The organism is Rhizobium nepotum 39/7, assembly GCF_000949865.1.
Lineage (GTDB): Bacteria > Pseudomonadota > Alphaproteobacteria > Rhizobiales > Rhizobiaceae > Agrobacterium > Agrobacterium nepotum.
The window spans coordinates 1-320 of the sequence record NZ_JWJH01000078.1 but is presented as its reverse complement, the minus strand read 5'-3'; the positions used below and the strand labels follow the sequence as shown (position 1 = coordinate 320).

Annotated in this window: 1 protein-coding gene; it reads right to left on the bottom strand. The window is 62.2% G+C overall.

Annotated elements, in window-relative coordinates; genetic code table 11:
- On the bottom strand, positions 1-320 hold a 320-nt coding region (locus RS75_RS24980; protein ID WP_045025291.1), incomplete at both ends, for a methyl-accepting chemotaxis protein.

The window sequence follows — 320 nt, the reverse complement described above, 5'->3', positions numbered from 1 at the left end:
CCGTCGTTTCTTCCACCATGGCGGCGTTCTGCTGCGTCATCTGGTCCATGTGGTTGACGGAGGTATTGATCTCCTGAAGCCCGGTCGCCTGTTCGCGCGCCGCCGTGGCGATGGAATTGACGTGGCCGTCAACGCGATTGACCAGTTCCATGATCTCATCCAGTGCATCGCCCGTCGAACGGACGAGCGTGACACCGCCGCCGACTTCTTCTGCCGAACGGTTGATGAGCGACTTGATCTCCTTGGCGGCATTGGCCGAGCGTTGCGCAAGTTCACGCACTTCCTGCGCCACCACTGCAAAACCGCGCCCCGCCTCGCCC